The following is a 3754-nucleotide window of genomic DNA, read 5'->3' on the forward strand; positions in this document are numbered from 1 at the left end:
TCTACAGAAAGCTCAATCATGAAGTTTGACTCCGAATCGCAGGGCGATGCCCAGGCCGATCACGACCAGAACGATATTGATGAAGGAAAGCGCGGCCACGATGTCGATGGCGCCCGAGGCCCACAGCGACACCAGCATGGAACCGATGGTTTCCGTGCCGGGCGACAGCAGGTAGACGCCGGTGGAGTATTCGCGCTCGAAGATCAGGAACATCAGCAGCCACGAACCGATCAGGCCGTACTTGGCCAGCGGCACCGTGACGTGGCGCGTGACCTGGCCACGGCGCGCGCCGGCGCTGCGGGCGGCCTCTTCCAGCTCGGGGCCTACTTGCAGCAGGGTCGACGAAATCAAGCGCAGCCCGTAAGCCATCCATACCACCGTGTAGGCCAGCCACACGCTGAAGATGGTGCTGCGCATGGCGCGCAGCCATTCGATGAAGTTCTCGCGCAGCCATTCGGCAAACGGCAGCGCCGACAGCCAGCCGTTTTCGTCCACGTCCAGGGCGTTGTCCAGCCACATCGGCACAAACAGGAACACCCACAGGAAGGCCAGGCCGGCCAGCAGGCCGGGCACGGCGCGCGGCACCAGCACGCTGTAGTCCATGAAGCGGGTGACGTTGTCCGGCTTGCGGTGCATGGCCAGGCCCACGAACATGTAGCACATCACCGCCAGCGCGCCGCCGAACACGCCGATGGCCACCGAGTTCACAATGGCGCGGATCAGGTTGGGCTGCGCGAAGACCGTATGGAAGGCGTCCAGCGACAGCACGTCGAACAGCGACACGCCCATGCCCCAGTTGGACACGAACGCGCGCAGCAGCACGCCCAGCAGCGGCACCACGATGGTGACCACCAACCAGAACGCCACGACCGCGCCCGCCGCCCAGCGCCACTTGCCCAGCGGCAACGGGCGCGCGCGCGAGGCCTTGCCCTTGACGGTAACGAAGCGGTTGGCGGTGCGCATCAAACGACGTTGCAGCATCACCAGCGGGATCGTCATGCAGATCAGGATCACGGCCACGGCCGCCATCAGGTGATACGACGGAATGCCCAGCTTGTTGGTCAGCTTGTACAGGTAGGTGGCCAGCACCAGGTTGCCTTCCGGATCGCCCAGCACCAGCACCAGACCGAACACTTCCAGGCCCAGGAAGAACAGCAGCACGGTGGCGTACAGCATGGCCGGGCGCACCATCGGCAGGCTGACCGACACCATCACGCGCAGCGGCGATGCGCCGGCCACGCGGGCTGCTTCCTCCACGTCGGACCCCATGCTGCGCAGCGCCGACGAGATGTACAGATAGGCGTGCGGCACGTGCGTCAGGCCGGCGATGATGACGATGCTGGTCAGCGAATAAACGTTCCAGGGCACAAAGCCCAGAATGTTCTGCGCCCAGATCGAGAAGAAGCCCACCGGGCCGGCGGCCACGACGTAGCCAAAGCCCAGCACCATGGGCGACACGAACACCGGCACCAGGATCAGCGGTTCGATCCAGCGGCGGCCGGGCAGGTCGGTACGGATCATCAGGAAGGCCAGCATGCCGCCCAGCGGAATGGCGATGATGGCCAGCCCGAAGGCCAGGATGAAGCCGCTTTTCAGCGCCTTGTAGAAATCCGGGTCCGCGAAAATGAAGCGGAACGCGTCCAGGCTGAAAACCTTGGACGGGGCAAAGAAGGGCGCGGATAGAAAGCTCTGGATGATGATGAACGACAGCGGCACGTAGATAGCCAGGGCTGTTATCAACACCACCACGCCGCGCGGCAGGGACTGCCATTTTCTGCGCAATGACTGCATGGGGAAATCCTGTATTCAAAGTGACGCGACGGTCGCGCCGCCCGGGTAGGGGCAGGCCCGCCCGGGGGGCGGTAAAGCGGGCGGTAGGCCGCCATCCGCTACGCGTATGGGGCGCCGGGGCGGTCGCCCCCGACCCGGCCGCGCGACTGTCGCACCCTTCAAGAACACAGGATTTCCCATGCAGTCATTGCGCTCGAAATGGCAGTCCCTGCCCCGCGGCGTGGTGGTGCTGATCACAGCCCTGGCCATTTATGTGCCGCTGTCGTTCATCATCATCCAGAGCTTTCTGTCCGCGCCCTTCTTTGCCCCGTCCAAGACCTTCAGCCTGGACGCGTTCCGCTTCATCTTCGCGGACCCCGATTTCTACAAGGCCCTGAAAAGCGGCTTCATCCTGGCCTTCGGCCTGGCCGTCATCGCCATTCCGCTGGGCGGCATGCTGGCCTTCCTGATGATACGCACGGACCTGCCGGGCCGCCGCTGGATCGAGCCGCTGATCCTGGTGCCGGTGTTCGTGTCGCCCATGGTGCTGGGCTTCGGCTATGTGGTGGCCGCGGGCCCCGTGGGATTCTTCTCGATCTGGGCGCAGAACCTGCTGGGCTTCGTGCCCTGGAACGTCTATTCGCTGACCAGCATCGTCGTCATCGCCGGCCTGACCCACGTGCCGCACGCCTACCTGTACATCTCGTCGGCGCTGCGCAGCATGGGCTCGGACGTGGAAGAAGCCGCGCGCGTGGCCGGCGCCTCGCCGCTGCGCGTGATGGTGTCGGTCAGCCTGCCCATGGTGCGGCCGGCCATGCTGTACGCCACCGTGCTGCTGTTCTTCCTGGGCCTGGAAGTGTTCGGCCTGGTGCTGGTGCTGGGCGACCCCGAAGGCAACCTGGTGCTGGCCACGTATCTGTACAAGCTCACCAACAAGCTGGGCATCCCGTCCTACCACCTGATGGCCGCCGTGGCCGTGGTGCTGATCTGCATGACGATCCCGCTGGTGATGCTGCAACGCCGTCTGATGCGCACCGCCAACCGCTTCGTCACCGTCAAGGGCAAGGCCTCGCGCGCCCGCGCCCTGCCGCTGGGCAAGTGGCGCTGGGTGGCCGGCGCGGTGGTGGCGTTCTGGCTGCTGGTGACCATCGTGGTGCCGCTGCTGGGCGTACTGCTGCGCGCCTTCGTGTCCAACTGGGGCATGGGCGTGTCGCTGTTCGACGTGCTGTCGCTGGACGCGTTCCGCACAGTGTTCGCGCAGCCCAACCTGATGCGCGCCATCGTCAACTCGGTGGCCATCGGCGTGTTCGGCGGCGCGCTGGCCGTGATGTGCTACATGTTCGTGGGCCTGGCCATGCACCGCAAGCCCGACAACATCACGCGCTTCATGGACTACAGCGTGCTGGTGCCGCGCGCGGTGCCGGGCCTGCTGGCCGGCCTGGCGTTCCTGTGGGTGTTCCTGTTCGTGCCGATGTGGCTGGACAATGCCCTGGACGAAGGCGGCTGGCTGTCGGCCCTGCCCTTCGCGGAATGGCTGCGCGAGAACTTCATCGAATGGCTGCGCGCCATGCGCAGCACCATCTTCAGCGTGTGGCTGGCCTACACGGTGGTGTGGATGGCGTATGGCCTGCGGCTGATCTCCTCGACCCTGCTGCAAGTCGGACCCGAACTGGAAGAAGCCGCCCGCAGCGCCGGCGCGCGCCGCGGCCAGGTCACCCGCCACGTCACGGTGCCGCTGGCCAAATACGGCCTGATCGGCTCCTGGCTGCTGATGTTCCTGATCTTCGAGCGCGAATACTCCACCGGCGTCTACCTGCTGTCGCCCGGCACCGAGACCATCGGCTCCATGCTGGTGTCGCTGTGGGCCTCGGGCGCCATCGACATCGTGGCCGCGCTTTCCTTCATCAATATCGTTCTGGTCGTGATCGGCCTGGGCATCGCCCTGCGATTCGGAGTCAAACTTCATGATTGAGCTTTCTGTAGA

The 3754-nt window shown here is 65.3% G+C and carries 2 protein-coding genes; one reads left to right on the top strand and one right to left on the bottom strand.

What is annotated here, in order from left to right:
* Positions 1–12: 12 nt before the first annotated feature.
* Positions 13–1791, bottom strand: coding sequence for an iron ABC transporter permease (locus VIR09_RS16405; RefSeq protein WP_313462361.1), 1779 nt, complete (start codon positions 1789–1791; stop codon positions 13–15).
* Positions 1792–1969: 178 nt separating this feature from the next.
* Here VIR09_RS16405 and VIR09_RS16410 point away from each other — a divergent pair, with 178 nt between their 5' ends.
* On the top strand, positions 1970–3742 hold the full coding sequence (locus tag VIR09_RS16410) for an ABC transporter permease (RefSeq protein ID WP_013391368.1): 1773 nt from the start codon (positions 1970–1972) through the stop codon (positions 3740–3742).
* The last annotated feature ends 12 nt before the right edge of the window (positions 3743–3754 follow it).

Origin of the sequence: Achromobacter sp. (assembly GCF_036567245.1) — a bacterium.
GTDB lineage: Bacteria > Pseudomonadota > Gammaproteobacteria > Burkholderiales > Burkholderiaceae_B > Achromobacter.

Bases quoted from the DNA above. Each gene is read 5' to 3' on its own strand.
- VIR09_RS16405 (WP_313462361.1), bottom strand. From the start codon at position 1,791: ATGCAGTCATTGCGCAGAAAATGGCAGTCCCTGCCGCGCGGCGTGGTG.
- VIR09_RS16410 (WP_013391368.1), top strand. From the start codon at position 1,970: ATGCAGTCATTGCGCTCGAAATGGCAGTCCCTGCCCCGCGGCGTGGTG.